A 24,508-nucleotide genomic window follows, 5' to 3' on the forward strand; every position below is an offset into this window, starting at 1 on the left:
GCCCAGCGACCGCGCCGGGCGGGCCGGGGGAGCGGGCCGGATTCGCCCGAATGGCGCTGAACGACTGCGGCAGCCCGTGTTTCGGTCGAAGGCGGGTAGCCGGGACCGCAACGGCGGCGTGCGCTGCTGTGGGGCGTGCCACTGCGCCCGCGTGGATGCGTGCTCCGCGCGCGGCCGGATGATCGAATGTTGCGAAATCCGCAGCAGGAAGGGGGAACTCGGTCGATGAGCAAGAAGACCTGGTCGTCGGTGGTGGCCGCGGCATTACTCGGGTTGATGTGGGTCGTCTTCGAGTCGGGCCTGTTCGACCAGGACGTCAGCTCGGCCAGCGGACCGGCCGCCGATCAGGTGGATCAGCTGAAGGTCGCACCGGCGGCATCGATGGACGGCTACTCGCGAGACCGGTTCGACCACTGGAACGCGCAACCCGAGGCGGGCAAGAACTGCAACACCCGGGAGGCGGTGCTGGCCCGCGACGGCGAGAACGTCCGGACCGACAACCGCTGCCAGCCGACCTCGGGATCCTGGACCAGCTCCTACACCGGCGAGAAGATCACCGACGACTCCGAGGTCGACATCGACCACATGGTTCCGCTGGCCAACGCCTGGCGCAGCGGTGCGAACGAGTGGACCGACGCCGAGCGCGAGAAGTTCGCCAACGACATGAACTCGCCGCAACTGGTGGCCGTGGACTCGAGTTCCAACCGCAGCAAGGGTGACCAGGACCCGTCGACCTGGAAGCCCTCGGCCGAGGGGCAGTGGTGCGACTACGCGGGCGATTGGGTCGAGGTCAAGAACACCTACGACCTCACCGTCACCCAGGCGGAAAAGCGGGCACTGCACGAAATGCTCGCGACCTGCGGCTGACGATCGGGCGCCCTCCGTCGAGGGCGCCCGTTTCTCGTCCGGCTAGCGGAATTCGGCGCACGACTCGCCGGGACGTCGAGGCGGGCGCGGGTCTGGTCAGGGCTCCTATCCTGTCCCGCATGGCGAAGTACTTCGACGTGCACCCGGAAAACCCGCAGCCGCGGTCGATCGGGAAGGTGGTCGACATCGTGCGCAACGACGGGTTGATCGCTTATCCGACCGACTCGTGCTTCGCGCTCGGCACTCAGCTGGGCAACAAGGAGGGGATGGAGCGGATCCGCACCATCCGCGACCTCGATGACCGGCACCACTTCACCCTGGTGTGCGAGAACTTCGCTCAGCTCGGCCAGTTCGTGATCATCAACAACGCGGTGTTCCGCGCGATCAAGGCCGCGACTCCGGGCGAGTACACCTTCATCCTGCCCGCCACCAAGGAAGTTCCGCGGCGGCTGATGCACCCGAAGAAGAAGACCGTCGGCGTGCGCATCCCCGATCACGTGGCCGCCCAGGCGCTGCTGGCCGAGCTCGGCGAGCCGATGCTGTCGAGCACCTTGCTGCTGCCCGGGGAGGAGGACCCGATGACCCAGGGATGGCAGATCAAGGACGAGCTCGACAACGTCCTGGACGCGGTCATCGACTCCGGCGACTGCGGTGTCGAACCGACCACCGTCATCGACTTCTCGGGCGATGAACCGGAGATCGTCCGCCGCGGCGCGGGGGACACCGCTCGGTTCGAATAGCCGCCCGGCGTGCGCGAATGCAAAAGATCGCCGAAAACGGCCGCGCGCGGGGTGCCGAACTCGTAGCTTGGCGCACCTGCACGGTCTAGCCAAGGAGTCCTGATGGCGCTTCGGGTGATCGACTGGACGGCGTTGGCCGTCGACGCGCGTTCCGGCCCGGCCGGTCTCGCCGCGCTGATCAGCGGGCTGCTGGTGCGCGGCGAGCTGCGCGCGGGCGACCGGCTGCCTTCCGAACGCGACTTCGCCGAGCTGCTCGGCGCCAGCCGCGCCACGGTGCGCGAGGCGATCCACGAACTCGAGCTCAAGGGGATCGTGGATCGGCGACGCGGTCGCGGCACGGTGATCGCCCCGGCGAGCGGTGTCGTCGACGGGCTGCTCGGCACGCTGGACACGGGGCAGCGCGGGTTGCACGACGTGCAGGACCTGCGCGCGACGGTCGAGCCCGCGATCGCCTCCCGCGCGGCCGCGCGGGCGACCAGGGCCGACCTCGCCCTGCTGCGCGAGATCCTCGAGGAGTGCGAAACCGGCCGCAGCGCCCGGCGGGCGGCCGAGCTCGACGAGCGGTTCCACTCCGGCGTGGCCCGCGCGGCGCGCAACCCGCTGCTCGCCGCGCTGGTGGAATCCGGTGCGGAGCGGATCAGGGAGGCGCGCGGTAGGGCGCACCGGATCGCGGTCGCCCGGCGCGACTCGCACGCCGGTCACCAGCAGGTGCTGCGCGCCATCGAGGCGGGTGATGCAGCGGCGGCCGCCGCTGCGATGAGCGCGCACCTGCGCTACGCCTCCACCCGGCTGGCCTGAGCCGATCAGTCGCGGGAGAGCCGGATGCCCTTGGCCTCCAGCCGCGGGATCACCTCGGCGGCGAAGTGCTCGAGTTCGTCGAGGTAATCGACGAACGACAGGGTCATGCCCGTCAGGCCGGCCGCGGCGTAGCGTTCGATCTGCTCGGCCACGTCGTCGGGCGAGCCGATCAGCGGACAGGTGCCGTGGCCGGCCGCGAAGCGCGGCCGGAAGCTCGCGAGGACCTCGTCGGTGAAGGCCTTGGAATACATCCCCTGCAACCTCATGAGCTCGTCGACGGCCTCCCAGTCGGCGTTCTCCTCGGCGTAGTGCCGCAGGTACTCCTCCGCCTCCGCGCGCGTGGGCCTGCACACCACGAAGGCCGGAGCGAGCACGCCGACCCGCCTGCCGTGGTCGCGCTTCGCGGCGGACTCGAGCTCGGCGACGACCCCGGCGCCGTCGTCGGGGTCGCGCAGACCGGTGAACACGAGGTCCGCGTTGCGCGAGGCGAACGCCCTGCCCTGCGGGCTGGTGCCCGCGTTGATCAGGGGGAGCGCGCCGCCGACCGGTTTCGGTGCCGATTCCACGCCCCGCAGGTCGAAGAACCGGCCGGGCAGGTCGAACCTGCCCTCCTCGGTCCACAGCGCGTACACGTGATCCCACCACTCCTGGGCCAGCGCGTAGCGCTCCTCGTGGGATTCCGGCAGTTCCAGGCCCATCGCCCGGTACTCGGGTTCGTTCCACCCGGCGACGATGTTCAGGCCCGTCCGCCCCTGTCCGATCTGATCGAGCGTGGCGAGCTGCTTCGCGCTGACCACCGGGTGGTTGAACGCGGTGTGCACGGTGGTGAAGATCGAGACTCGACTGGTCGCGGCCAGCAGGGCGGCGGCCCAGGGGATCGGCTCCAGCACGCTGTGGTGGAACTCGGAGCTGCCCTGGTACCCGATCCAGCGCGCGATCGGCAGGATGAAGTCGATGCCGGTGCGGTCGGCTAATCGCGCCAGTTCGAGATTGCCGGACCAGGTGGCCGGCCACCTCTCGGCGACCGTGGTGGCCGCGAGGCCGCCGGAGCAGTTGGGGGAGAACAGGCCGAGCTTGAAATCGCGTCCGTCGAGCAGGTTGTGGGACATGCGCCTCCCATCCGAGCTGGTGCGACCAGTGCACCTGGAGGGACGTGCGGCGACAAGATCCGTGGCACAAGCTTGACAAGATCACTTCCACACAGGACCGGATTTCGAGTCGGCGGCGACCAGCAATCTCGACGGAAAATGTGTCGCCGATCACGCCACGGCGGAGTGATCCTCGGCGACATCGGGCGCGCGGGCGTGTAGTGTTCAGGTTGGTCGTATTTTTCTGGGGTCGTGTTCGCGCACACTCGCAGGATGTTGATGCGAGCGTGCGCTTTCTGGTTGTAGCTGGACAAGTTGCCGCGTTCGATCAGCGGCCCGGGTGGTTGCGCAGTGTGATCGCTCGTTGTAGTACCGGCTCCCAGAAGGAGAGAGCAAGAATGGCACAGGGAACCGTGAAGTGGTTCAACTCGGAAAAGGGCTTCGGCTTCATCGCCCCCGATGACGGTGGCCCGGACGTTTTCGTCCACTACTCCGCCATCGACGCCCGTGGCTTCCGGAGCCTCGACGAGGACCAGAAGGTGAGCTACGAGGTCAGCCAGGGCCCGAAGGGCCCGCAGGCGGCCGACGTTCGCGTCATCTGAGGCACGGCGTCCACTTCTGTCTGACGGTCTCCTGCCGGTAGGCGCGAGCTCGAAGACAAGCAGTTGATTCCGGAGTGCTCCGCGCGGTTCGTCCGCGCGAAGGACTTCAACGCGAGGCTCCGCATCCGAGGGTGCGGAGCCTCTGCGCGTTCCGGGTGGGTTTCCCGCTGTCCGGACTAGGGCCTGCGCGCTCGTGAGGCACCGATCAGAGCTGTGACCAGGAGGAACAGCGCGATCACCGTGATCGTCGCGCCCATCCGGTGCAGGCCGGCGTCGGTCGGGGTCACGCCGAGCGTGAGGACCAGGACCGCGGCCGCCAGGTTGGCGCCCACGTACTGCGAGGTGCGGTAGAGGCCGGAGGCGGCGCCCATGTGCTCGGACGGCGCGAGCGCGTACATCGCGCGCTGGTTGCCCATGTTGTTGAACCCGTTGGGCAGGCCCAGCACCGCGGCGATGGCGAGCAGCAGCGGGATCGGCGATCGCACGTCGGGCACCACCAGCAGCAGGCCGCCCGCGCACAACGCCGCGCTGCCGATCACCAGCGACGCCCACGGCCCGCGCGTGCGCTGCAGCCGCGTGGACAGGATCGTGGAGAGCACACCGACGGCGGGGATCGGCAGCATCACCAGGCCCGCGCCCATCGGTCCCAGCTCGCGCGCTTCCTCGAGCCACTGCGGGATGCCGTAGAAGACGCAGTAGAACGCGGTGTAGGTGACGATCGTGCGCAGGTAGGTCAACGACAGCGCGCGCTGCCCCAGCAGGCGCATGTCCAGGAACGGCTCCTGCCTGCGCAGGCTCCACCACGCGGTGGCGATGCCCGCGGGCACCGCGACGATCAGCCACCACCACCGCACGACGTCGGCGAGCGAGAGCAGCCAGAACATCAGCGCGGTCAGCGCGACCGTGAACAGCAGCATGCCCACGGGGTCGATCCGCAGCAGCGCGCCGAGCCTGCCGGTGCGCTCCAGCGGCGGGTCGGCCGGCCCCCAGCGCAGCATCACCGCGATGCCGATGAGCACCATCGGCACGTTGATCCAGAACACGCCCGGCCAGCCGAGCGCGCCGACCAGCAGTCCGCCGAGCGTCGGCCCCAGCGCGACCGTGACCTGCGAGCACACCGCCAGGGTGGCCAGCGCGTTGCCGGATCGGGCGCGCAGCTCATCGGCGGCGCGGCGCACCATCGCCACCCCGCACGGGTACTGCGCCGCGGTACCGATGCCGATCAGCACGCGGCAGACCACCAGCAGGGGGATGTTCGGCGCGAACGGAGCGGCGACCGAGGCCAGGCCGACCAGGGCGAAGCCGGCGAGGCTGGCGCGGCGCGCCCCGAACACGTCGGCGATCCGGCCCATCGCCGGTGAGGCCACCGCGGTGGCCAGGTACAGCGCGGACACCAGCCAGGTCACCGAGGTCCCGGCGTCGAAGGCGCCGCGGATCCCCACCAGCGCGACCGCGATCATCGAGGAGTTCAGCGGTTGCAGGACGGTGCCGAACGCGATCGGCGTGATGAACCCGGACGGGAGCTCGCGCGAAGTCGTCGTGCGTTCAGCGTTGCTGTCGTTCTGAGCAGATGCTGTCGACATGGTTCGTCAGTCGAGCGCGCTCTCGGCGAGCCGGTCGTGCAGCCGAGCGGCCAGCACCAGCAGCTCCCGTTCCACGTCGGTGAGCTCGTCCATCGCCTGCGCGAGCCATGCCTCGTGCCTGCTGCGGTCGGCCAGCACCCGCTGCTGGCCCAGCTCGGTGATGCGGATCAGCGTCGCTCGCCGGTCCACCTGATCGGGGGTTCGCTCGGCCAAACCGGCGTCCAGCAGGTGCTGGACGATGCGTGCCATCGTCTGCGGCGCGACGCGCTCGGCGGAGGCCAGCGCGCTCGCGGTGGCCGGGCCATCCCGCTCGAGTCTGCCCAGCACCGCGAACCTGCTCGGCGTCAGCTCGCCGGGCTCCCGCTCCGCGCGCAGCCGCCGAGCCAGGCGCTGCACGCCCAGGCGAACCTCGGAAGCTTCCCGCGTGCGTTCCGAATCGGTGCTCACAAATTAAGCATAGCTGGCTAATGAGAGTGGTGAGGCCGCCCCGGGCGGCTTCGCGGGGCAGGGAGCGGTCAGGCGCGCACGCGTCGCAGTTCGGCGGAGACGTGCGGCGTCATCGGCTCACCGACCATCTCGCGGCTCTCGGCGTAGTCGAGGGCGTCGTCGTCGCGCAGCGCGTAGCTGCGACGCGCGGCGCTGACCTGCTTGGCGGTGTCGGTCGGCAGCACCGAATCGGTGGTGAACTCCCACCGCCGCTGATCGACGTGGCCGTAGAACACCTCGAGAATGCCGGTGGCGTGACTGAGCAGCAGTTCCAACCTGCCGTTCGCACCGGGACGCCACCAGCCGGTCTCCCACGCCGCCGGTCGCAGCACGTTGCCATCGGCGTCGAGCAGCCACGCCTTGGCCTGGTGCCGCAGGAACGGCCTGCCGTCGTGCGAGATGGTCACCTGCTGGCCGAAGCGGTACGGCCCGTTGATCGTCGGGTAGTCGACTTCGCCCCGGCCGCGCCAGATCCCGACGAGCTCGCCGATCGGCGAACAGGCCTCGTGCAGCGGCGGACCGCTGTTCGGGTCGGCGGTGTCGGCGGGGATCGGCGGTTCGGTGAACTCCTCGAAAGCAACCACGCCCGCAGCCTATGCGGTCCTCCGGGCCGAGCGCTGGAAATCCACAGTGGATGGTTGTGCCGCGCTGCGCGAGCACGTCGGCACCGGCGCGGTCGCCGGCGTTTCGGCCGCGAACATCGGGGGAGAGGTCTGTACCTGACCGCCGCGCGGCGGATCTCGCCGCCCGAGCGGGTGACTTTCGGTGGTGGATGCGAACTGTCGCTATGCGAGAACGGCGCCGGCCGGGTGAGCTGCATCATCGCCCGGTCGAGAGGACCAGGCGCTGCGTGCGCGCCATGACCGCGAGGGGTCCTTCCCGGGTGGGCGGTCGCTACGCCATTCGCGGGGACGACGGTGACTCCGCGTTACCATCCGTGGTCAGGGGGTGGCGTGGTGGCTCGAGTTACGGCCCGTTATTGTTGACGCAATAGCGCTGGTACCCGGCGAGTTCAGCATGGCTAGCGGACTCAAAAGTTCTGCCGGGGCCAATCGGTCGGGCGCTTTTCGGGAATGAGGGAACCTCCAATGCTGCGAGCTGTCGGAACGTTGGCCGTCGTCGGTGCCGGAGTCATCGGCTTTTGGGTCGGGTACTTCCTGGACGCTCGGCGCAACCCCGCCGAGCTGTTCGAAGGCGAGCCCGCGATGGCCGCTTGATCCGCGCTCGGCCCACGATCGCCCGGGCTGGAGCGACTCGGCGCGCCTGGTGCCGCGAGGTGCCGACGACTCGCTCCGGTTCGCGATCGACACGCCGGTTACCTCTCGTCGAGAGGTGGTCTTTAGGCTCTGCGGGGACTGTCCGGCGAGGTTGAGGTGGGCGAGCGCGTGGGTCGGCCTTCCACAGGGACGCAACGGCGACGAACCAGCGTGAGCGCGCGCCTCTGCGCCGCCGTGCTCGGTCTGATCTCGGCCGCGCTGGCCCTGGCGGTGCCGTTCCTACCGGTGAACTTCGACGTCAGCACGCTGCGCTGGCCCACCGCCGAGGGCACGCGGTCGGTATCCGCGCCGCTGGTGAGCCAGGCGCCGATGTGGCTCACCGCGAACGTGCCGTGCGCCTCCGCTCGCGATCTCGACCTGCGCAGCGAAGAGCCGGGCGTTCTGGTGGCGACCAACGCCCCCGAAGCCGATTACGGCCGGGCCACCGGGCTGAGCCTGCGCGTCGACGACGGGCAGCTGCAGGTCTGGTCGCGCGGTGAGGAGATCGGTGGTGGACCGGTCCCGGCGGGCGACTGCGCGATCACGCTGCGCGCGGACGCCGCGGGCACGCATGCCGAAGCGGGCGGAGCCCCGCTCGCCGCGGTCGAGGGCGATCAGCGGCCGCAGGTCACCGGCATCTACTCCGAGCTGGACGGGCGCACCGACGACGTGCGCGGCCTGGACGTGCAGATCCGCCCGGACAACCGGTTCGACAGCACGCCCACGCAGCTCAAGACCGCGGCGATGGTGCTGTCCGTGCTGTGCTTCCTGGGCTCGATGTTCGCCTTGCGCGGCTTCGAGGCTCGCAAGCCGGTGCGGTTGGCTCCGCGGAACTGGTGGCGTCCGGACGCGCGGGACGTCGTGGTGTTCGGCGGCTTGATCGCGTGGTGGCTGATCGGGGCGATGACCGCCGACGACGGTTACATCCTCACGATGCTCCGCGCGGCCGACGACGCCGGGTACGTCACCAACTACTTCCGCTGGTTCGGCAACCCCGAGTCCCCGTTCGGCTGGTTCTACGAGTTCTACGCGCTGTGGGTGCAGGTATCGAGCGCGACACCGTGGGTGCGATTGCCCGCGCTGTTCCTCGGTGCGACCAGCTGGCTGTTGCTCAGTCGCGGCGTGCTGCCCAGACTCGGCCAGCAGATCCGGCTGAGCCGCTCCGCGGGCTGGGCGGCGGCCGCGGCGTTCCTGGCGTTCTGGCTGCCGTACAACAACGGGCTGCGGCCAGAACCGGTCGTGGTGGCGTGCTTCCTCGCCTCGATGTGCCTGGTGGAGCGTTCGGTGGCGACCGGCAGGCTCACCCCGGCGGCGTGGGGTCTGCTCGTGGCCGGGCTGGGACTGGGCGCGAATCCGCACGGCATGGTCGCGGTGCTGCCGTTCCTGGTGGCCGCGAAACCGCTGCTGCGGATGGTGTGGCGGCGCATCCGCGAACGCGGTGCGCTGCCCGTGCTGGCCCCGCTGCTGGCCGCGGGGCTGCTGATCCTGATCGGGGTGTTCTTCGACCAGACGCTGCGCACGGTGCTGGACTCGGTCGCGCTCAAAACGGCGTTCGGTCCGGACAGCTCCTGGTACGAGGAGCTGACCCGCTACGAGAAGCTCTTCGACAAGTATCCGGACGGCTCGCTGACCAGGCGGTTCCCGGTGCTGCTGCTGATCCTGTGCATCGTGGGCAGTGGCGTGGTCCTGCTGCGGCGGCACCGCATCCGCGGCGCCGCGCTCGGTCCGAGTCGTCGGATGCTGAGCATCGCCGTGCTGTGCTTCGCGGTGCTGGCGGCCACGCCGACCAAGCACACCCACCACTTCGGCGTGCTGGCTGGCATCGGGGCGGTGCTGGCGGCGCTGACCGCCGTGGCCACCAGTGCCGCGGTGCTGCGATCCAGGCGGAACCGGGCGGCGTTCTTCGCCGGGCTGATGTCGGTGTGCGCTTTCTCGGTGACCGGGACGAACTCCTGGTGGTACGTCTCCGAGTGGGGCGTCCCGTGGTTCGACAAGGCACCCAGCATCGATGGCAGGCAGGCCAGCACGGCGTTCCTGCTCGCGGCTTTCGCCGCGTTCGTGGTGGCCGTCGTCGAGCACGTGCGCCACGACGAACCGCCGGTGCGCACGCCCGAGGCCCGGCGCCGGGCGCTGCGGTTCGGCGCGGCGCCGCTGACGCTGATCTGCGCGCTGTGCGTGGCCGGTGAGGTCGGGTTGTTCGTCAAGGGCATCGAATCCCAGCGCGGCACCTACAGCCTCGGTGCCGACAACATCGCGCAGCTGAGCGGCGAGAGCTGCGGTCTCAGCGATCACGTCCAGGTCGAGGCCGATCCGCGGCGCGGTCTCCTCGCGCCCGCGAGGGCGCAGCCGCGGGTGAGCACCGATATGTCGGTTCCCGCCGACTACCTGCGCTCGCGTTCGCACGGTTTCCACCGCTCCGGCTTCCCGGATGACCTCGCCCCGCGCTACGGGTACGGCGACGACGCCACTCCCATCTGGGGCACCTACGCCGAGGAGCCCTCGGCGACCGGTGAGATGCGCTCGGCCTGGTACGACGTCCCGCGGGGTGGTGATCGGCCGGTGGTGCTGCAGTTCGCGGGGTCTTCGTCCGGTGCCAACTCGCTGCGGGTCGAGCTGGGCGTGCAGGACGCCGGTGGATTCCGGGTGACCGGGCACCGCGATGTGGTGCGCAACGGCGGGTGGCAGGACGTCCGCCTGCAGGTGGGCGAGGTGAACCGGATGCGTGTGGTGGCCACCGACCACCGCACCGACGAGAACGGTTGGCTGGCCTTCAGCGTCCCGCGCGTTCCGGTGTTCGGGAACATGACCGACGTGATCGGTGCCGACCGGACGTTCGTGGAATGGCCGGCCGCGCTGGTGCACCCCTGCCTGGAACCGATGCGGTTGCACGACGGCGTGGCCGATCTGCCGAGGTTCCGCGTCGCGGGCGGCGGCATCATGCGCGACATGGGCCAGTCCTGGTCGGCGCCGTCCGGGGGTGGCCCGTTCGGCTGGCTCAACGTAGCGGCCAGCTACCGCGAGCTCCCGACCTACCTCGCGGGCGAGCCCTCCCGGGATTGGGGAGCTCTCTACGTCGTCGATCCCTACCACGCGCGGGCATTGCCCGCCCGGGCCGCGCTGCACACGCACCGGGAAACGAGGTGGGGCAACTGGCGAGCGGGTCCGCTCTACGATGCTGACCCGCTTCCGGGGCCGCCGTTGAACTCCCGTGGTCGCGACGACGTGACCCCGGTTCGCCCGGCCGACCCGGGGCCGCACACCTGATCGTCCCGATTGTGTGAGAGTGGCCATTCCGGCACCTCGGATGCGTCCGAGATCGCTTAGGATCGCTAACCGAGTGGGGCGCTCCCGAGCATCGCGGCTCGCGGGATGGCGCCGGTTTCGGCTCCACATTCGGTGACGCGTCGAACTGGACGCGAACACCGCGCGCCTCCGCGAAGTGTCGAACCTTCGACGAGGAAAGAGCAGATGACTCGCGCGCGTCCACGTCCGGTCTCCGGTCCCGGGCCCGGCGCCATCGGCGGCGGAGGCGAGATCTCGTGTCCGGTGTGATGCAGGGATTCGGCGTCATCGGCGCCATCGTGCTGGTCGGCTACGTGCTCGGCCGTACCGAGGTGCTCGGGGACAACGCCAGGGACGTGCTGGCCAAGCTCTCGTTCTACGTCGGCACGCCGGCGTTGCTGATGCAGATGCTGTCCGAATCCGACGTCTCGGTGCTGTTCTCCACCCCGTTGCTGGTCACGGCGCTGAGCACGTTCGCGGCCGCCGGGTTGTTCGTGCTGATCGGGTTGTGGCGGAGCTGGAACGTGCGGCGCACCACCATCGGCGCGCTGTGCTCGAGCTACGTCAACGCGGGCAACCTGGGCATCCCGATCGCGGTCTACGTGCTCGGGGACGCGAGCCTGGTCGCGCCGGTGATGCTGTTCCAGCTGCTGGTGATGACCCCGATCGGTCTCACCGTGATCGACGCGACCCAGGACGGTGCGCGCGGTTCCGCGCTCGGGCGGGTGCTGGCGCCGTTCCGGAACCCGATCGTCATCTGCTCGCTGATCGGCGTCGGGCTCTCGGTGAGCGGGACGCGCATTCCCCAGCCGGTGGCCGAACCGCTGACGCTGCTGGGCCACCTGTCGGTGCCGACCGTGCTGCTGGCCTTCGGCATCTCGCTGTGCGGTTCGACGTTGCCCGCCGGGGGAGCCGAGCGGTGGCCGGTGCTGGTCTCGGTCGGGCTGAAGTCGTTCGCGCACCCGGTTATGGCCTATTCGATCGGGGCGGGCCTGTTCGGGATGAGCGGTGCTTCGCTGTTCGCCGCCGTGGTGATCTCGGCGCTGCCCGCCGCGCAGAACCTGTTCGTCTACGCCTCCCGCTACAACGTGGGCGTGCGGCTGGCGCGGGAGTCGATCCTGCTGTCGACGATCCTCTCGGTTCCGGTGCTGTTCACCGTGACCGCGCTGCTGGGCTGAGGAGATTTTCGGTTTGCCGTTCGCGTGGTGGTGCGGGTGGCCGAACCTCGGACGCCGTCGGGCACCGGGATCCGCGACTCGAGCAGCGACTTGCGCGGCGCTGCGGCTGTTCTCGGCCGGCGACGTCCGAGAACCCGCCGCGGCGCCGACTGAGTCCCGCACCGCATGGGCTCCGCCGCGTGCTGGAAGGACCCATGAGCGAGCCGTTCGCGAAGCGGACTCGCGCGGCGGTGTGGGCCGCATACCTGACGCGGCCGGTCCTCACGTTCCCAGCGGCGGCGGGGTCCGGGTGGTGATCTCCGGCAGCGGCCCGTCGTGCGGTTCGACGTCGACGTGCGCGTGCTGCCCGGCGCAGCCCTGCGACAGCCGGGAGGACGGCAGGTCCGCGGTGAGCACGTTCGGATTGCCGTGCGCGCACACCGTCGCCCCGTCCCGCTTCGGATCGGGCTTCGGATCGAACCAGGCGCCGGTGGGCAGCACCACCACGCCCGGGCGAACCCGGTCACTCAGCCGCGCGCCGGCCAGGCACGCGCCGCGGTCGTTGAACAGGCGCACCACGGCTCCCTCGGTGATGCCGCGGGCGGCGGCGTCCTCGGGATGCAGGGTGACCGGTTCCCGTCCGTCCACCTTGGACTCCATGCTGGCGGCGCCGACGTCGCCCTGGCTGTGCAGCCGGGTCGGCGGTTGGTTGGCGATCAGGTGCAGCGGACCACCGCGCGGGTGCTGCGGTTCGAGCCAGGCCGGGTGACCGGGGCAGTCCGGGTAGCCGAAACCGTCGACGGTGGCGGAGAACAGCTCGATGCGGCCGCTCGGGGTGTGCAGCGGGCTGGAGTCGGGGTCCTGGCGGAATCGGCGCAGCGGCGGCTGTTCGGCGACCTCCGGCAGCTCGATGCGGCCGAGCTCCCAGAATCGCTCGAAGCGGGGGACTTCCAGCCCTTGATCCAGCAGGGAAGCCCGCCAGGACTCGTAGAGGTGCTCGAGCCAGCCGCGCGCGCCGCGCCCTTCGGTGAACGCGTGCCGCGCGCCCAGCCGGTCGGCCAGCGCGGTGAAGATCGAGTAGTCATCGCGCGACTCGGCGTAGGGATCCAGGACCCGGTGCATGGCCGTCAGGTGCGTGTCGCGCCGTCCCGCGCCGAGGTCCTCGCGTTCCAGCGTGGTGGTGGCGGGCAGCACCACGTCGGCGTGCCGGGCGGTGGCGGTCCAGTGCGTCTCGTGCACCACCACGGTCTCCGGGCGGGCGAAGGCGCGGCGCAACCGGGTGAGGTCCTGGTGGTGGTGGAACGGGTTGCCGCCTGCCCAGTAGACGAGCCGGATGTCCGGGTAGGTCCGGGTCTGGCCGTTGTACTGGAACTCCTCGCCGGGCGAGAGCAGCAGGTCGGCGATGCGCGCGACCGGGATGAACGCGCGCACCGGGTTGGCGCCCTGCGACAGCGTGGGCAACCTGAGCAGCGGGCCGGAATCGCCCATTTCGGCCATCGAACCGTAGCCGTGGCCGAAACCGCCGCCGGGCAGCCCGATCTGACCGAGCATCGCCGCCAGCAGGATTCCCGCCCACACCGGTTGCTCCCCGTGCTCGGTGCGCTGCAACGACCAGGTGACGTTCACCAGCGTGCGCCCACCGGCCATCCGCCGGGCCAGCTCGCGGATGTCGGCCGCCGGGATCTCGCAGATCTCCGCGGCCCACTCCGGGGTCTTGGCGACCCCGTCCGGATCACCGCGCAGGTACCCGGCGACGACCTCGAAGCCGGTGCAGTAGCGCTGCAGGAACGCGGTGTCGTGCAGGTCTTCGGCGAGCAGCGTGTGCGCCAGCGCGAGCTGCATGGCCACGTCGGTGCCGGGAGCGATCGAGTACCAGCGGCCGCTGGCCGGGATGTCGGCGCCGAGCGGGCTGATCGCGGCGACCTCCACGCCGGGGTCCGCGGCCGCGGCCGCGCCGGTGTGCCGGGTTACCCCGCCTGGGGTGACCGAGAGGTTCTTGGTGGGCAAGCCGCCGAAGGCCACGATCAGATCGGTGTTGTCCCGGATGGTCTCCCAGCTGTCGGCGTATCCCAGGACCGACGAGACGGTGCCGACCACGTGGGGGAGCAGCACCTGCGAGGTGCCGAAGCTGTAGTTGTTCCTCGACGCCGTGTACCCCCCGATGGTGTTGAGGAACCGGTGCAACTGGCTCTGGGCGTGGTGGAAGCGCCCGGCGCTGCTCCACCCGTAGGAGCCGCCGAAGATCGCCTCGTTGCCGGACTCGCCGCGCACCCGGTCCAGCTGCGCGGCCACCAGGTCCAGCGCGGTGTCCCAGTCGACCTCGACGAACTCCTCGTGGCCGCGATTCGCGCTGGGCCCTGGACCGTTGTCGAGCCAGCTGCGGCGGATCGCGGGACGGGCGACGCGGGTGGGGTGCCGGGCGCTGCCCTCGACGTTGCGCAGCAGCGGGGACGGTGCCGGGTCCTCCGGGTGCGGTGCCACTCTGACGTCGCCGTCGGCATCGGTGGTGGCCTGGTAGGCACCCCAGTGCGAGGTCGTGGGCACCCAGCGCTCGGTCATGCATTCCTCCTCGCCAGCCGGACCCGCGCCGACCAGCGATTTCGAGTACATCACCGGTGCGCGGACCGGTCAAACCAATCCCGCGCGAGCGCGCGACGGCGCGCGTTCCGACGTCGAAACCGGTTGCGAAGTCCGGTGATCGACCCGGTTTGAAGTCCGCCACCCGGTCAGGCGAAAGAGGCGTCGACCACCACCTGATCGGGTGCGGTGCGCACCGACAACCGACCGTCCGGCCCGCCGCACAGCAGCACCGGGTCTCCGGCGAAGACCGGCCGGTTGAGGCGATAGGACAGTTCGCGCACCGGGTGCTCGTGTCGCCTGGCGAGCTCGGCGAGCTTGAGCACCAGCAGCGGACCGTGCACCACCAGGCCGGGATAGCGCTCCACGTCGCGGCAGTAGGGCGCGTCGTAGTGGATGCGGTGCGAGTTCGCGGTCAGCGCGCTGAACCGGAACAACCGGACGGGATCGCCGACGAACGGCTCCTGCCACGGCGCCTCCGAGGCCGGGGCCCGGGTGGGACGCGTCGCGTGCGGATCCTTCGCCGCGCTCTCGCCGCTGCGGTAGACGTAGTCCTGCTCCTCGGTGAGCCGCAGCTCGCCGTCCTGCCGGTACTCGCTGCGCACCGTCACGAACACCATGTCGCCGGACCTGCCCCGCTTGGCGACGACCTCGCCCAGCTCCGAGCGCCGCTCGGCGGGCGTGCCCAGCCGCAGGGGAGCGGTCACGCTCAAGCGTCCGCCCGCGAACATCCGCCTGCGATCCGGGATCGGTGGCAAGAATCGTCCACTGATCGGGTGGCCGTCCTCGCCGAGCTCCGCGTGCTGCGGCCAGTCCAGGAAGTGGACCCAGTGCCACAGCGGGGGCAGTTCGTCGGCCGGGGCCGCCGAGGTGCCCAGCGCCGCGGCCAGCGCCCGTGCCTGTTCGAGGGCCAAGGTGTCGTGCTCCACCAGCGGCTCGGGCCGCCAGCCGGTCAGACAACCGCTCAGCTCGGGCACCGCAACCTCCTTCAGCGAAACCGTTCGAAGGTGGAACCTGCGAACGTGAGCAAGTCTGTGCACGCCGGGCGGCGGCGTCAATGCGCGCAGCGGGCGGCCCCGAGTCATCGCGGCCCGGCGATCGCCGGTGGGCGCCGAACCGGGTGACGCCGCGATGCGCGAGCCGCTTTCCGCGGGCTGGCCGGCCGATGACGAAGGAGCACCTCGATGAGCGCAGTGGACACCCTCAGCGACGATGAGCAGCTCGTCGTGCGCACGGTGCGCGAGTTCGTCGACCGGTCGGTCAGGCCGGTGGCGAGCGGACTCGAGCACAGCGATACCTACCCGCACGAGCTCATCGAGCAGATGAAGCGACTCGGGATCTTCGGGTTGGCCGTCCCCGAGGAGTACGGCGGCAACGAGGTCTCGGCGGCCTGTTACGTGCTGATCACCGAAGAACTCGCCCGCGGCTGGATGAGCCTGGCGGGAGCTATGGGCGGGCACACCGTGGTCGCCAAACTCCTGCTGCGCTACGGCACCGAGGAGCAGAAGCAGCACTACCTGCCCAAGATGGCCACCGGTGAGGTCCGCGCGACGATGGCGCTCACCGAACCGGGCGGTGGATCGGACCTGCAGGCGATGACCACGACCGCCCGCCGCGACGGCGGCGAGTACGTGATCGACGGCGCCAAGACCTGGATCACCAACTCCCGCCGCTCGCAGCTCATCGCGCTGCTGTGCAAGACCGACCCGGACGCGGATCCAGCGCATCGGGGGATCTCGATCCTGCTGGTCGAGCACGGGCCCGGCCTGACCGTCTCGCGCGATTTGCCCAAGCTCGGTTACAAGGGCGTGGAGAGCTGCGAACTGTTCTTCTCCGGCCACCGCGCGCCCGCCTCGGCGCTGCTCGGTGCCGAGGAGGGGCGCGGTTTCGCGCAGATGATGAGAGGCCTGGAGACCGGGCGCATCCAGGTGGCCGCCCGGGCGCTCGGCGTCGGCAAGGCCGCCCTGGACGACGCGCTGAGCTACGCGCGCGAACGCGAGAGCTTCGGCAAGCCCATCTGGCAGCACCAGTCGGTGGGCAATCACCTCGCCGACATGGCCACGAAGCTCACCGCTGCCCGGCAGCTCACCCTGCACGCTGCCCGCGAATACGACGCGGGACGGCGGGTGGACATGGAAGCGGGCATGGCCAAGCTGTTCGCCTCGGAGGCGGCCATGGAGATCGCGCTCGACGCCATTCGCGTGCACGGCGGGCACGGCTACTCGACCGAATTCGACGTCGAGCGCTACTTCCGGGACGCGCCGCTGATGATCGTCGGGGAGGGGACCAACGAGATCCAACGCAACGTCATCGCACGACAACTCATCAACAGGGACGAGTGGTGATAAGGGGTCCTTGCAGTATGCGGCGAAGCCGCTGTTTCAAGCGTGGGACTCAGCCGGCGCCGCCGCGGGTTCTGACGCGTCGTGTGGCGAGGACAGCCGCGTAGGCCGCTACTCAAGGAGCGGATCCCGCAGCCACGCGGCGCGTCAGGTTCCGCCACCCGCACCGCCACGCACCCGGCACACTGAAATACCTCCCTATAATACTGTCGCTGGTGACGCTCTGTTGCTGCCGTCGGGCTCTCGGCGTTGGCCGTCAGCGCAGGTAGACGCGGTGGGGGTCGACTTCTTCGCGAAGGCGGTGGAGTTCCGGATCGGTTGGTGCGGGGATCGTGGTGAGGTCCTCGGCCACCCGCAGGTCCCAGCCCGTTCGGGCGCGGACCTGCTCGACCGTCACGCCGGGGTGGATGGCCACGAGTTCGAGCTCCTCGCCGACTCCTCCGCGAGCCAGGATGCCGAGCTCGGTGATCACGCGGGTGACACCCGCGCCGCGCGGGCGGATGCCGTCGGCCAGGGCGCGATCCGGCCCCGGGGAGGTGCAGAAGTCCAGCTCGGCCACGAACGAGCGCGGGTCGTGCCGTCGCATCACCACGAAGACCTCACCGGAGTTGGCCATCACCTCCATTGCGCCACCGGAGCCCGGCAGCCGGACATCGGGCGAGTGCCAATCGCCGATGACCGAGGAGTTGAGGTTGCCGAACCGGTCGATCTGCGCCGCGCCGAGGAACCCGACGTCGATGCGCCCGCCCTGCAGCACGTAGCCGAACAGCGCGGTCATCGGCAGCACCGCCTCCGAGTCGGTGATCAGCACCGAATCGGCGATGGTCTCCGGCAGTCGCGCGGGATGCGCCCCGCAGACGCCGGACTCGTAGACGATCTCCACCTCGGGCGCGACCGTCAGCTGCGCCAGCGACACCGCGAGAGTCGGTAGCCCGATGCCGGCGAACACGGTGTTCGCGCCCGCGAGCTCGCGGGAGGCGACCGCCGCCAGCAACTCCGATGAAGTCGCCCCGCTCGAGTCCGCAGTGGACATGAATCCTCCCCGTGGTCAGAGCCGTCGCCCGTAGTTGACCGGTTCGCTCCAGGCCTCCCCGGCCGCGAGCAGGTCCCAGTGCTGGGTGCCGAGCTTGGCCAGGTACTCGTGGTGGTCCTCGGTGCCGCGCACCCATTCGTCCAGCCAGTCCCGCAGCCGCTCCGGATCACCGCTGATCCGGGACCACTCGCGGTAGAACTCGCCGTCGCGGTCGTAGTAGCCCTGCACGAACGCCGGATGCGCGCCGCCGGGGCACTCGACGACCGCGTCGACCGCGTGCGCGGGGATGGCCGTCCGGTTCGGGTCGGAGCGGACGACCTCGTCGGCCACGATCTCCTCGACGACCACGATCGCCCGCTGCGCGGCGTAGACCGCCTCGGCCTGGATGCCGGTCAGGCCCCAGATCTGGGCGTTGCCGAACCGGTCCGCGCGCTGCGCTTGCACGATCGTGACGTCCGGGTTCAGCGGCGGGACCACGTAGATCTGCTCCGCGCCGCCATCGGAAGCGGGGTAGGGCGAGGTCACCTTGCGGATGTCCGGGTTGACCGAGGGGATGTCGCTGCCGGCGTAGGAACGCAGCGGGTAGAACGGCAATCGCTGAGCGCCGGCCAGATATCGGCAGATCATCCCGTGATGGCTGTACTCCTCGAACCGCAGCTCGCCGGATTCGATCCGCCTGCGGAGCTCGCCCAGCGAACCCGCCGTCGAGTTGCCGACGAACGAGGAGATCAGCCGGCGCACGCAGTCACCCGCGATGAGCTGATCGGTGACCACGTCGGCGGTCATCCGGGCGATGGTCAGGTCGCTGCGGCCCTGGCGGATGATCTCGTGGCCCGCCGCGGTGGGGATCAGGTGGGTGAAGCCCTCCAGAGCGACGGTGGCCCCGTCGGTGACGTGCGCGGCGATCGCCTCCCGCATCGACATCGTCTTGTCCGGTCGGCTCCGCTGCGGCTTCGAACCGGCGGCGGGATCGGTCATCGTCGGCTCCTGCGCTCTCCGTTGGTTCGAGACACACTGCCACGCCGAATTGATCAGGATCCAATACTTGATTAGTGTCAGATCAAGACGAGCTGATAATCAGTGGAGGGATCGTGGAGCTTCGCCACCTGGCCTCGTTCCTCGCGGTCGCGGAGGAGCTGCACTTCGGCCGTGCCGCGAAGCGCCTGCGGATGGCCCAGCCGCCGCTGAGCCAGCAGATCCGGCAGCTGGAGGGGGAGCTCGGCGTCCAGCTGTTCGAGCGCAACACGCGCTCGGTGCGGCTGACCAACGCGGGCGAGTCCTTCCGCGAGCCGGCCCGCGCCGTGCTCGACGACCTGGACATCGCGGTGCGCGCGGCGAAAGCGGCGGGTCGCGGTGAATACGGCCGGGTCAGCGTCGGATTCGCTGGTGCCTCCACGCACGAGACGCTGCCGCGGCTGACCCGCGCCGTCCGGGCCGCGCACCCGGGGCTGGAGCTGGTGATGCGCGGGCAGACCTACGCCAACGCTGCGCTGGCCCGGGTCGCCGACGGGTCGCTGGACCTGGGATTCGTGCGGCTGCCGGTGAATCAGCCCGGTGTGTCGACGCGCGTCATCGAGGTCGAGGAGCTGATCTGCGCGCTGCCCACCGACCACCCGCTGGCCGATCGGGAGCGAATCCCGATCGAGGAACTCGCCGCGGAACCGTTCGTGAGCTTCCCGGCCAACGCCGGTTCCACCTTGCGCGACGCGACGGTCAAGGCCTGCGTCGCAGGCGGTTTCAACCCCAGGGTGGTGCAGGAGGCGCCGGACTCCTACACGATCCTGGCGCTGGTGGCGGCAGGCGTCGGAGTGACGCTGACGCTGACCTCCTGCGGGCACATCCAGCAGAACGGGCTGGTCTACCGCCCGCTGACCGGCGAGGCGATCAGGCTCAACGCGGCGCTGGCCTGGCGCAGCGACAACACCAACGCCGCGCTGCGCACCGTCTTGGACATCGCCGAGACCGCACTTCCCACACCGGATTCGGTCGCTCATTGATCGTTCGCGCGTCTCACTGCGGCACGGATTCTGTATTGGACAGTTAATTGTCCGGGCTGGCACGGTTTCGCCGTTCACATCGGACGGTGGCGCAACGGCCGCGCCGATGGCACCGAGCTTCAAGGGAGAACTCATGGGTGCGGCGGATTCGCGCGCGCAGGGCCGGACGGCCAGACGGGCCGGTATCGGGGCGTTCATCGGCTCGACCATCGAGTGGTTCGACTTCTACATCTACGGGACCGCCTCCGCACTGGTCTTCGACCAGGTCTTCTTCCCGGAGCTCTCCGGTGCGGTGGGCACTCTGGTGGCCTTCGCGACCTTCTGGGTCGGGTTCCTCGCGCGTCCGCTCGGCGGAATCGTCTTCGGGCACATCGGAGACCGCCTGGGGCGGAAGAAGACGCTGGTCATCACGTTGCTGATGATGGGCATCGCGACCACGCTGATCGGACTGCTGCCCGGTTACGACCGCATCGGCGTCTGGGCACCGATCCTGCTGGTGTCCATCCGGATGGTGCAGGGCATCGGACTCGGCGGCGAGTGGGGCGGTGCGGTGCTCATCGCCTCGGAGCACGCGCCCAAGGGCAAGTCCATCCTCTACGGCGCCTTCGCCCAGCAGGGATCACCCGTCGGCAACGCGCTGAGCACGGTGAGCTTCCTGCTGGTCAGCGGACTGCCGGAGCCCGCTATGCTCAGCTGGGGCTGGCGGATTCCGTTCCTGGCCTCGGCGCTGCTGGTGGTCGTGGGCCTGTTCATCCGGCTGCGCGTGACCGAATCGCCCGCGATGGAGCGCGTGCTCGCGCAGCGGAGCGCGGCGAAACTGCCGTTCTGGCAGGTGGTCCGAGCACACCCGGGGCTGCTGGTGCTGGGCATCGGTGCTTGCACGATCGGGCTGTCGGCGACTTACTTCAAGACCACCTTCGCGCTGTCCTGGGCGACCACCGATCTCGACTTCACCAGGTCGGACTTCCTCACGATCGTGCTGGTGGCGACCCTGACCCAGATCGTCGCGCAGCCCTTCGGCGCGGTGCTGGCCACCCGGATGCGCAGCCTCTCCCGCGCGGTGACGCTGATGCTGCTGCCGGAAGTGGTGCTGCTGCCGCTGATGTTCGTCCTGATCAGCACCAACGACTACGCGCTGGCCATGATCGGCGTGGCGGTCGCGACCATCCCGCACTGCCTGTACTACGCAGCGCTGGCCGGAATCCTGGCGGGCCGCTTCCCGGCCGAGGTTCGCTACACCGGCCTGTCGCTGTGCTACCAGCTCTGCGGCACGTTGCTGGGCGGCACGACTCCGGTGGTGGGCCAGTTCCTGCTCAACACCACGGGTTCGATCAACGCGGTGATCGCCTACGCGCTGTTCCAGGTGCTGCTCAGCCTGGGCTGCATGCTGCTGATCCTGCGCAGGCCCAGGCAGGACGTCCAAGCGCCGGAGGCTGCGACCGCGGCCGCCGCGGTCTGACCGGAGGTCGCCGGTCCGTGCGGCTGGTGGGCGAGTCGTGCCGACCAGTACGGTCTGGGACCGGCACTGCCGGAGTCCGTAGTGGACCTTCGACTTGGGATCGCGGATGGCCTTCTTCATCGAGACCTTCGACAAACCGGATTCGCAGGAGCTGCGGCGAGCGCACCGTCGCGAGCACCTCGACTACCTGGCGGCGAACAAGCACCTCCTGCTGGCCTGCGGGGCCAAGCTCGACGACGAGTCCGAGGTCCCGACCGGCGGGGTGTACCTGTTGGACGTCGACGAGCGGGGCGAGGCCGAGACGTTCATCGCGCGGGATCCCTTCACCCAGGAGGGCCTGTTCTCCGAGATCCGGATCTCGGCGTGGCGGAAGGCCTTCCTGGACGGTCAGAGCTACGTGTGATCCAGCGCGGCCAGCGCGCGGCGGGACTCGAACCTGCGGTGCGCCCCGGTGATCGGGTCGGTGAACTCCAGCGACCGGGCCAGTAGCTAGAGCGGTTCGGCGAAGTCGTCCGCGGGTCGATCGAGTACCTGCGGGTACAGGTCGTCGCCGAGGATCGGGATGCCGAGGGCGTTGAGGTGCACCCGCAGCTGGTGGGTGCGGCCGGTGCGCGGGAGCAGCCGGTAGCGGGCGATCCGGTCGCGCCGTTCCAGCAGCTCGACCCGGGTCTCGGCGTTGGGCTCGCCGGGCTCCTCCTGCGCGGCCAGCACCCCGCGGTGCTTGATGATCCGGCTGCGCACCGTGCGGGGCAGCTCCAGGTCCGGCCGGTACGGCGCGACGGCCTCGTACTCCTTGTCGACTCTCCGGTCGTGGAACAGCGTCTGGTAAGTCCCGCGCCGCCGCGGATCGATCACGAACAGCACCACGCCCGCGGTCGCGCGGTCGAGGCGGTGTGCCGGGCTCAGGTCCGGGAGGTCGAGCTGCCTGCGCAGCCGGATCAGCGCGGTCTCGGTCACGTGCCCGCCACGCGGGGTGGTGGCCAGGAAGTGCGGCTTGTCGACCACCAGGATGTCCTCGTCGCGGTGCAGCACGTCGATCTCGAACGGCACCGGTGTCTCCTCGGGGAGATCGCGGTGGAACCACACGAACGTCCCCGGGCGGAAGACGGCGTCCGGTGCGACGGGGCCGTCCAGGGAAACGATCCGCCCCTCGCGCAACATCCGCTCGATGCGCTCCGGTGCGAGCTTCGGAATCCGGTCGACCAGGAAGTCGCGGACGGTCGCCCAGTGCCCGTCGGTGGGCAGCCGCAGCCGGACGGGGTCGAGCCCGTGCCGTTGCGGCAGCGGGGAGCGTAGCTTGCGGCGCATGGCCCGCCAGCGTATCCGCCCGCCGGGAGCCGGCGAGGAAGGTATGCGCGGGTGGCGCCGGGGCGCTGCGGCCGGCAGCCAGCTACGCCCTGGCGGTGGCCGTCCGCGCGGTCAGCGGGCCGAATCGGAACCCGGGCCGGCCGCCCGAGCCCGCGCCTAGCCCATGAGCTTGGCGATGAACCATCCGACCCGGCTGACCTTGCGCACCCGCGGGCTGTTCTCCACCCCGTGGATCTCCCACTGCTGGCCGCACTCGGGGCACTTCCACAACCCGATCCGGTGAGTGTCCACCGCGCAGGGATGCCCCCGTCGCCCTCGTCGCATGTCCCGATCACACCACAGCGCGGCGGATCGATCGAGTGCGTTGGCGGATGTGTCCGGGACTTTTGCCCTATTGTCGGAATTCGGTTCTTCCGTACCGTTGCTGATTCAGCGAAAGGTGGGGGGATATGCAGCCAGGAGTGCGGATCAGTTGTCGGAGCAGCAGCTCGGGTCCTGGCACGAGTGGTTGAGGCCGGGAAGCGGCGGAGCGTCCACGTGGCGGGCGCGGTCGATGGTCAGCCCGGAGAGCAGGCCACCGGCAGCGCACAGCGCCGCGGAGATCAGCATGGCGGTGGCGAACCCGGGTCCCAGCGGTGCACCGGCAGGAGTGCCGGACAGACCCGCGACCACCGGTAGCACGGCCACGGCAAGCAGGCCTGCCAACCGGGAGACGGCGTTGTTCACGCCGGACGCGACCCCGCCGTCATCCGGTGACACCGAGGCCAGCACCGCCGAGGTCAGCGGTGCCACGGTGATCGACAGCCCGAGCCCGAACACGAGCACTCCCGGGAACACGCCCGCGAGGTAGCTCGCGCCGGGCACGGCGCGGGTCAGCAGCACCAGGCCGAGCGCGCAGCCCAACGGGCCGATGATCATCGGCAGCCGGGGGCCGGTGCGCTGAGCCAGGGCACCGACCCGGCCGGAGAGCACCAGCATGATGATGGTGATCGGCAAGGTCGCGACACCGGTCTCCAGCGCCGAGTAGCCCATCGACTGCTGCAACTGCAACGAGAGCAGGAACAGCGCGCCGCCGAGCGCGGCGTAGACGGTCAGCGTGGTCAGGTTCGCTCCGGTGAACTGGCGCGATCGCAGCAGGGCGGGCGGCAGCAGCGGGGCCGGGTGGCGGGACTCGATCAGGGCGAACGCGATGAGCGCGGCCACCCCGAGCACGGCCGCCGCGGTGGTGACGACGTTCCACCCGATCCCGGGGACCTCGATCAGGGCGAAGATCGTGCCCGCCAGTCCGATCGTCACCGCGGCCGCGCCACCGATGTCGGGGGGACCGGTCACCGAGGTGTTGCGCGATTCGGGAACCCGCCGCAACGCCAGCAGCGCGGCCACCGCGATCGGGGCGTTGATCAGGAAGATCCACCGCCAGGAGGCGGCGTCCACCAGCCAGCCGCCGACGAAGGGGCCGATCGCCGAGGAAACCCCGGTCAGGCCAGCCCACCGGCCGACGGCCATGCCGCGGTCGGCTTCGCGGATCGCCGAGTTGATCAGTGCCAGGCTGCCGGGCACCAGCAGCGCCCCGCCGACGCCCTGCGCGAGCCGGGCGGCGATCAGGGCCGTTCCGGTGGGTGCCAGTCCGCACCCCACCGAGGCGATGGTGAACACGACCATCCCGGCGGCGAACACCCGGCGGCGGCCGTACCGATCGCCGAGGGCTCCGCCGAGCAGCAGCAACGCGCTGAGCGTGAGCAGATAGCCGTCCAGCACCCACTGCTGCACCCGCAACCCGCCGCCGAGTTCGCGACCGATGGCGGGCAACGCGACGTTGACCACCGAGCCGTCCAGGAAGGCCACTCCGGAGCCGAGGATGGTGGCCACCAGGATCCAGCGCCCGGATCGCGAACGCAGCGCAACGGCAGTCACCGGGCGACCATAACGGTGC

General features: G+C 70.2%; 21 protein-coding genes and 1 pseudogene. 11 read left to right on the forward strand and 11 right to left on the reverse strand.

All coding sequences use genetic code 11. From position 1 onward, the window contains the following. Window positions 1–225 precede the first annotated feature (225 nt). The 3 genes from ABD289_RS15815 to ABD289_RS15825 all read left to right on the forward strand — a co-directional run bounded on the left by ABD289_RS15815 (window position 226) and on the right by ABD289_RS15825 (window position 2,405). On the forward strand, window positions 226–867 hold the full coding sequence (locus ABD289_RS15815) for an HNH endonuclease family protein (protein WP_344132543.1): 642 nt from the start codon (window positions 226–228) through the stop codon (window positions 865–867). Between the two features lie 119 nt (window positions 868–986). Next, window positions 987–1,607, forward strand: coding sequence for an L-threonylcarbamoyladenylate synthase (locus ABD289_RS15820; RefSeq protein WP_344132546.1), 621 nt, complete (start codon window positions 987–989; stop codon window positions 1,605–1,607). Between the two features lie 102 nt (window positions 1,608–1,709). Beyond that, complete coding sequence (locus ABD289_RS15825; RefSeq protein WP_344132549.1) at window positions 1,710–2,405, forward strand: FadR/GntR family transcriptional regulator; 696 nt, start codon at window positions 1,710–1,712, stop codon at window positions 2,403–2,405. 5 nt (window positions 2,406–2,410) lie between these two features. Here ABD289_RS15825 and ABD289_RS15830 read toward each other — a convergent pair whose 3' ends face one another. Further along, window positions 2,411–3,514, reverse strand: a complete 1,104-nt coding sequence (locus ABD289_RS15830; RefSeq protein ID WP_344132553.1) for an LLM class flavin-dependent oxidoreductase — start codon at window positions 3,512–3,514, stop codon at window positions 2,411–2,413. Between the two features lie 377 nt (window positions 3,515–3,891). Here ABD289_RS15830 and ABD289_RS15835 point away from each other — a divergent pair, with 377 nt between their 5' ends. Then, window positions 3,892–4,095 (forward strand): cold-shock protein, encoded by a 204-nt coding sequence (locus tag ABD289_RS15835; RefSeq protein ID WP_125088080.1) that lies wholly within the window; start codon window positions 3,892–3,894, stop codon window positions 4,093–4,095. A gap of 176 nt (window positions 4,096–4,271) precedes the next feature. Here the strand turns inward: ABD289_RS15835 and ABD289_RS15840 are convergent, their stop codons facing one another. From ABD289_RS15840 to ABD289_RS15850, 3 genes are all read right to left on the reverse strand, one after another. Then, window positions 4,272–5,678: an MFS transporter gene (locus ABD289_RS15840; RefSeq protein WP_344132564.1), complete on the reverse strand. Its 1,407-nt coding sequence runs from the start codon at window positions 5,676–5,678 to the stop codon at window positions 4,272–4,274. 6 nt (window positions 5,679–5,684) lie between these two features. After that, window positions 5,685–6,125, reverse strand: a complete 441-nt coding sequence (locus ABD289_RS15845; RefSeq protein WP_344132567.1) for a MarR family winged helix-turn-helix transcriptional regulator — start codon at window positions 6,123–6,125, stop codon at window positions 5,685–5,687. Window positions 6,126–6,193: 68 nt separating this feature from the next. Beyond that, window positions 6,194–6,748 carry a heme-binding beta-barrel domain-containing protein gene (locus tag ABD289_RS15850; RefSeq protein ID WP_344132570.1) on the reverse strand — a complete coding sequence of 185 codons (555 nt, stop codon included), beginning with the start codon at window positions 6,746–6,748 and terminating at the stop codon, window positions 6,194–6,196. Between the two features lie 504 nt (window positions 6,749–7,252). On the opposite strand from ABD289_RS15850, the gene ABD289_RS15855 reads away from it, so the two are divergent. The 3 genes from ABD289_RS15855 to ABD289_RS15865 all read left to right on the forward strand — a co-directional run bounded on the left by ABD289_RS15855 (window position 7,253) and on the right by ABD289_RS15865 (window position 11,880). Next, window positions 7,253–7,381, forward strand: a complete 129-nt coding sequence (locus ABD289_RS15855; RefSeq protein ID WP_344132573.1) for a hypothetical protein — start codon at window positions 7,253–7,255, stop codon at window positions 7,379–7,381. A gap of 210 nt (window positions 7,382–7,591) precedes the next feature. Then, entirely contained in the window at window positions 7,592–10,684 is a 3,093-nt protein-coding gene (locus ABD289_RS15860; RefSeq protein WP_344132576.1) for an arabinosyltransferase domain-containing protein, read from the forward strand. A gap of 275 nt (window positions 10,685–10,959) precedes the next feature. Then, window positions 10,960–11,880 carry an AEC family transporter gene (locus ABD289_RS15865; RefSeq protein WP_344132579.1) on the forward strand — a complete coding sequence of 307 codons (921 nt, stop codon included), beginning with the start codon at window positions 10,960–10,962 and terminating at the stop codon, window positions 11,878–11,880. Window positions 11,881–12,141: 261 nt separating this feature from the next. Here ABD289_RS15865 and ABD289_RS15870 read toward each other — a convergent pair whose 3' ends face one another. Both ABD289_RS15870 and ABD289_RS15875 read right to left on the reverse strand, forming a co-directional pair. Continuing rightward, complete coding sequence (locus ABD289_RS15870) at window positions 12,142–14,418, reverse strand: molybdopterin-dependent oxidoreductase (protein WP_344132582.1); 2,277 nt, start codon at window positions 14,416–14,418, stop codon at window positions 12,142–12,144. 167 nt (window positions 14,419–14,585) lie between these two features. Continuing rightward, the gene (locus ABD289_RS15875) at window positions 14,586–15,413 is read right to left on the reverse strand and encodes an HTD2 family dehydratase (protein WP_344132585.1); all 828 of its coding nucleotides are present in this window, start codon (window positions 15,411–15,413) and stop codon (window positions 14,586–14,588) included. A gap of 207 nt (window positions 15,414–15,620) precedes the next feature. Between ABD289_RS15875 and ABD289_RS15880 the strand changes: the two genes are divergently transcribed. After that, window positions 15,621–16,781 carry an acyl-CoA dehydrogenase family protein gene (locus ABD289_RS15880; protein WP_344132588.1) on the forward strand — a complete coding sequence of 387 codons (1,161 nt, stop codon included), beginning with the start codon at window positions 15,621–15,623 and terminating at the stop codon, window positions 16,779–16,781. A gap of 253 nt (window positions 16,782–17,034) precedes the next feature. Here ABD289_RS15880 and ABD289_RS15885 read toward each other — a convergent pair whose 3' ends face one another. Together ABD289_RS15885 and ABD289_RS15890 are read right to left on the reverse strand one after the other, a co-directional pair. After that, window positions 17,035–17,811, reverse strand: a complete 777-nt coding sequence (locus ABD289_RS15885; protein WP_344132591.1) for a CoA-transferase subunit beta — start codon at window positions 17,809–17,811, stop codon at window positions 17,035–17,037. Between the two features lie 15 nt (window positions 17,812–17,826). After that, on the reverse strand, window positions 17,827–18,789 hold the full coding sequence (locus ABD289_RS15890; protein ID WP_344132594.1) for a CoA transferase subunit A: 963 nt from the start codon (window positions 18,787–18,789) through the stop codon (window positions 17,827–17,829). A 113-nt stretch (window positions 18,790–18,902) separates the two neighbouring features. Here ABD289_RS15890 and ABD289_RS15895 point away from each other — a divergent pair, with 113 nt between their 5' ends. The 3 genes from ABD289_RS15895 (at window position 18,903) to ABD289_RS15905 (ending at window position 21,670) form a co-directional block, all read left to right on the forward strand. Beyond that, window positions 18,903–19,808 carry a LysR family transcriptional regulator gene (locus ABD289_RS15895; RefSeq protein WP_344132597.1) on the forward strand — a complete coding sequence of 302 codons (906 nt, stop codon included), beginning with the start codon at window positions 18,903–18,905 and terminating at the stop codon, window positions 19,806–19,808. Window positions 19,809–19,941: 133 nt separating this feature from the next. Next, the gene (locus ABD289_RS15900; RefSeq protein ID WP_344132600.1) at window positions 19,942–21,267 is read left to right on the forward strand and encodes an MFS transporter; all 1,326 of its coding nucleotides are present in this window, start codon (window positions 19,942–19,944) and stop codon (window positions 21,265–21,267) included. A gap of 106 nt (window positions 21,268–21,373) precedes the next feature. Continuing rightward, window positions 21,374–21,670 carry a YciI family protein gene (locus ABD289_RS15905; protein ID WP_344132603.1) on the forward strand — a complete coding sequence of 99 codons (297 nt, stop codon included), beginning with the start codon at window positions 21,374–21,376 and terminating at the stop codon, window positions 21,668–21,670. Here ABD289_RS15905 and ABD289_RS15910 read toward each other — a convergent pair. The 3 genes and pseudogenes from ABD289_RS15910 to ABD289_RS15920 form a co-directional block, all read right to left on the reverse strand. Beyond that, window positions 21,661–22,575, reverse strand: a pseudogene (locus ABD289_RS15910) (RluA family pseudouridine synthase). The gene ABD289_RS15905 and the pseudogene ABD289_RS15910 overlap by 10 nt on opposite strands. 156 nt (window positions 22,576–22,731) lie before the next feature. Then, the gene (locus ABD289_RS15915) at window positions 22,732–22,866 is read right to left on the reverse strand and encodes a hypothetical protein (RefSeq protein WP_344132606.1); all 135 of its coding nucleotides are present in this window, start codon (window positions 22,864–22,866) and stop codon (window positions 22,732–22,734) included. Window positions 22,867–23,043: 177 nt separating this feature from the next. Then, window positions 23,044–24,489 (reverse strand): MFS transporter, encoded by a 1,446-nt coding sequence (locus tag ABD289_RS15920; RefSeq protein ID WP_344132609.1) that lies wholly within the window; start codon window positions 24,487–24,489, stop codon window positions 23,044–23,046. Between the last annotated feature and the right edge of the window lie 19 nt (window positions 24,490–24,508).

This window comes from Saccharopolyspora halophila (assembly GCF_039531955.1).
Taxonomy (GTDB): Bacteria; Actinomycetota; Actinomycetes; order Mycobacteriales; family Pseudonocardiaceae; genus Saccharopolyspora; species Saccharopolyspora halophila.

Excerpts from the sequence above, each read along its gene's own strand:
- ABD289_RS15820 (WP_344132546.1), top strand. The coding sequence starts at position 987 with ATGGCGAAGTACTTCGACGTGCACCCGGAAAACCCGCAGCCGCGGTCG.
- ABD289_RS15900 (WP_344132600.1), top strand. The coding sequence starts at position 19,942 with ATGGGTGCGGCGGATTCGCGCGCGCAGGGCCGGACGGCCAGACGGGCC.
- ABD289_RS15825 (WP_344132549.1), top strand. The coding sequence starts at position 1,710 with ATGGCGCTTCGGGTGATCGACTGGACGGCGTTGGCCGTCGACGCGCGT.
- ABD289_RS15840 (WP_344132564.1), bottom strand. The coding sequence starts at position 5,678 with ATGTCGACAGCATCTGCTCAGAACGACAGCAACGCTGAACGCACGACG.
- ABD289_RS15880 (WP_344132588.1), top strand. The coding sequence starts at position 15,621 with ATGAGCGCAGTGGACACCCTCAGCGACGATGAGCAGCTCGTCGTGCGC.
- ABD289_RS15815 (WP_344132543.1), top strand. The coding sequence starts at position 226 with ATGAGCAAGAAGACCTGGTCGTCGGTGGTGGCCGCGGCATTACTCGGG.
- ABD289_RS15870 (WP_344132582.1), bottom strand. The coding sequence starts at position 14,418 with ATGACCGAGCGCTGGGTGCCCACGACCTCGCACTGGGGTGCCTACCAG.
- ABD289_RS15855 (WP_344132573.1), top strand. The coding sequence starts at position 7,253 with ATGCTGCGAGCTGTCGGAACGTTGGCCGTCGTCGGTGCCGGAGTCATC.
- ABD289_RS15885 (WP_344132591.1), bottom strand. The coding sequence starts at position 17,811 with ATGTCCACTGCGGACTCGAGCGGGGCGACTTCATCGGAGTTGCTGGCG.
- ABD289_RS15890 (WP_344132594.1), bottom strand. The coding sequence starts at position 18,789 with ATGACCGATCCCGCCGCCGGTTCGAAGCCGCAGCGGAGCCGACCGGAC.
- ABD289_RS15835 (WP_125088080.1), top strand. The coding sequence starts at position 3,892 with ATGGCACAGGGAACCGTGAAGTGGTTCAACTCGGAAAAGGGCTTCGGC.
- ABD289_RS15830 (WP_344132553.1), bottom strand. The coding sequence starts at position 3,514 with ATGTCCCACAACCTGCTCGACGGACGCGATTTCAAGCTCGGCCTGTTC.
- ABD289_RS15905 (WP_344132603.1), top strand. The coding sequence starts at position 21,374 with ATGGCCTTCTTCATCGAGACCTTCGACAAACCGGATTCGCAGGAGCTG.